This is a genomic window from Thalassotalea sp. Y01 (assembly GCF_012932945.1).
GTDB lineage: Bacteria > Pseudomonadota > Gammaproteobacteria > Enterobacterales > Alteromonadaceae > Thalassotalea_A.
Map to the genome: position 1 here is coordinate 1 of NZ_JABBXG010000021.1, position 3223 is coordinate 3223.

General features: G+C 43.0%; 2 protein-coding genes. Both read right to left on the minus strand.

Annotated elements, in window-relative coordinates; genetic code table 11:
- Positions 1-328: 328 nt before the first annotated feature.
- A complete protein-coding gene (locus HII16_RS16615) occupies positions 329-1879 on the minus strand; it encodes an arylsulfatase (RefSeq protein ID WP_169131959.1) in 1551 nt (516 codons plus the stop codon).
- Between the two features lie 198 nt (positions 1880-2077).
- Positions 2078-3223: amidohydrolase family protein (locus tag HII16_RS16620; protein WP_169131961.1), on the minus strand; the 1146-nt coding region annotated here is incomplete at its 5' end.

A 3223-nucleotide genomic window follows, 5' to 3' on the forward strand; every position in this document is an offset into this window, starting at 1 on the left:
AAACCGACCTTATGGTCGGTTTTTTGCTTTCGACTGCTTATTATCGCAAGAGAGCCTGGTTCAGCCAGGTGTACCTGGCATAAGGTAAGAGCCCAAGCGGTCGCAGGTTCGACTCCTGAAGTAATCGCCACTATTACGAGAAACCGACTTTGTATAAGTCGGTTTTTTGCTTTCTACAGTTTATATTGCACAAGAATTAGAATATGGTCGCGGTGGTTGATTTTAAGTATCACACTTTTATAGTCCTTTATAACTAGGACCTAGCCGATCTAAGACAAAAATAAGCCCGATACAAATCGGGCTTTTTATCTTTACTTAATGCCAGTAGCTATTTACTACCACCACCTTTTTGCAGTTTCTCCATAACTTGATCCAAGCTAAAGCTCGCTGCTTTTTGCGATGGCGGGTATTCCTTAAAGGTCTCTAGGAATTGACCAACATAGGTCTGTGCTGGAACCAGCACATATACGCGGTCTATCAGCCAATCATAGTAGGTGTTTGATGTTTTTTGCGCGCGTTCAAATGGGTCTCGGCGCAAATTGAAAATCAACGGTACACGCAATGGTGTAAATGGATTCGCCCAAATTTCGAGGGTCTCCTCTACGCGTTGCTCCATAAAGATGATTTTCCATTGTTGATAGCGTAAAGCGGTTAAATCACCGTCGTCTGAGAAGTAGAATATTTCATTACGTCCCGACTTATCACTTTTACCAGTAAGTAAATCCGTTAAGTTGTAGCCATCTAAATGGTTTTTGTAGGTTCGACCTATGGCTTTATAACCATCTAATAGGTCTTCCTTCACCTCGTCATTGCCGGCAACAGCGGCGAAGGTAGGTAACCAATCCATATGATGTACAATCTCATTGGTAATCGAACCAGGTTTGATTTTGCCAGGCCAGCGAATCACTGCTGGTACACGCCAGCCTCCTTCCCAGTTAGTGTTCTTCTCGCCTCTAAATGGCGTCATAGCCGCATCTGGCCATGTGTTCATATGCGGACCATTATCGGTAGAGTAAAAGACGATGGTATTGTCTGTGATACCCAAATCATCAAGCTTCTTCAAAAACATACCAATATGCATATCATGTTCAATCATACCAACGGTATATTCGTCATATTCTGCATATTTAGGATCGTTCATTAACTCGTCTTTGACATGGGTACGAAAATGCATACGCGTACCGCTCCACCATACAAAAAATGGCTTGTCGGCTTTATGAGCTTTGTCGATAAACTTTAACGCTGCAGCAACGGTTTCATCGTCAACAACTTCCATACGTTTTTTCGTCAATGGGCCAGTATCTTCGATTTTGCCATCGGCGCTAGACTTGATTACGCCACGAGGACCGAACTTCTTGCGAAATTCAGGGTTTTTTGGGTAATCTCTATTTTCTGGTTCTTCTTCCGCGTTTAAGTGATACAGATTACCAAAAAATTCATCAAAACCGTGATTGGTTGGTAAATGCTTATCTTGGTCGCCCAAGTGGTTTTTACCAAACTGACCGGTCATATAACCTTGCTCTTTTAATACCGCAGCAATGGTTATGTCTTTTTCTGACATGCCAAGTTCAGCGCCTGGCAGGCCAACTTTAGACAAGCCGGTACGAAATACGGACATACCAGTAATAAATGATGATCGGCCTGCGGTACAAGACTGTTCACCGTAGTAATCAGTAAAGCGCATACCTTCATTTGCGATGCGATCAATATTCGGGGTTTGATACCCCATCATACCGTTCGAATAAGCACTGATGTTCCAAATGCCGACGTCATCACCCCAAACAACCAAAATATTCGGTTTGTCAGCGGCAAAACTGAGCGACGTAAAAAAGGTAGACAATGTTATTACTATTGATGCAATAAACTTGTGTTTAAGCATAGTTAACCCTCTATTATTGAGATGCAGAGATGATTTTAGTCTAGCTCAAAACTTTATTATTACTAAAAATTAGCTACATTATTTTGTTTGGGAGTTAAGGTAAGTTGTTGAAAAATGTATAATTTCCTGACACTTTTTTTGGGGGAGGGGAAGGTTGGCTTCGCTGCCGCCAACCTTTTTATTAATTATTTTAATAAGTTACAGCTCATCGCGATAAATTACACCATCCTTCATCACGATGTGAATGGTTGGGATTAAGGTGTATGCCGGATCTGCATCAAACCATTTATCGTTGCCACCAATAACACTTAAGTCTTTCAGTGGGTTACCGTCGACAAGAATAAGGTCAGCGGCAGCGCCTACTTCAACCACACCGAGTTTACCTGATGCAGCGTATGGGTTACGTGGACCTGATAAAGCCATTAATTCACCTGCGGTTGAGGTCATTTGCTTCAATACTTCGAAGTTATCGCCAAACGATTCACCGCGCCACCAGATTTCGTAACGACGCGCACGTTCGGCGTCGGCAAATGTACCAACATAGTCAGATGCAAATACTACTTTTACGTCGTTAGCAAGTAGCTGTTTACCGTAGTTACCATATTTAGCGCGTAGCTTTTTGATAAGAGGCAACTTATCTTTAGGCATTAGCGGGTTTTTCGCTAAGTCCGGTGATAGCCCCCACATTTGTGGTACCACATAGACACCTTCTTTAGAGATACGTTGCATGGTCTCTTCGTTCATGAAAAAGCCATGCTCAAATGATTTCACACCACAATCCATAAGACGATTCATCGCTCGGTCATTAAATACGTGAGCGGCGACGTAAGTGTTCCAGTCTTTGGTGGTTTCAACGATGGCACAGGTTTCTTCTTTAGAAAACTGTACTGTATCGATTGGGTCATATTTGGATGAACCACCACCACCGGCCATGATTTTAATTTGTGTCGCACCGTTACGTAAGTTGGTGCGCGTTGCTTTTAATACTTCCGCTTCACCATCGGCAACAGCGCCAATACCAAAGTGTTCAAAGTTTGATGCATCGTGTGCACTGGTTGGTGAGAAGCCGGCATCACCGCGGTCACGAAAATCACCATGGCCAGAGGTTTGTGAAATAAAAGTGCCTGATGGAAAAATCTTAGGACCGATAATATGACCAGAATTGATGTTACGCATCAGTCCAAATGCTGGGCCACCCATGTCACGCACTGTGGTGAAGCCATCCATAAGAAAACGTTCAGCGACAATCGAAGCACGATAAGACATATCGGTTAAGTCCATATCACTTTCAACGTTAGCAAAGTTGTTGTTGATCATGATGTGCGCATGACCATCAATAAGGCC

Coding starts and splice junctions, on each gene's coding strand:
- HII16_RS16615 (WP_169131959.1), bottom strand. CDS start 1,879: ATGCTTAAACACAAGTTTATTGCATCAATAGTAATAACATTGTCTACC.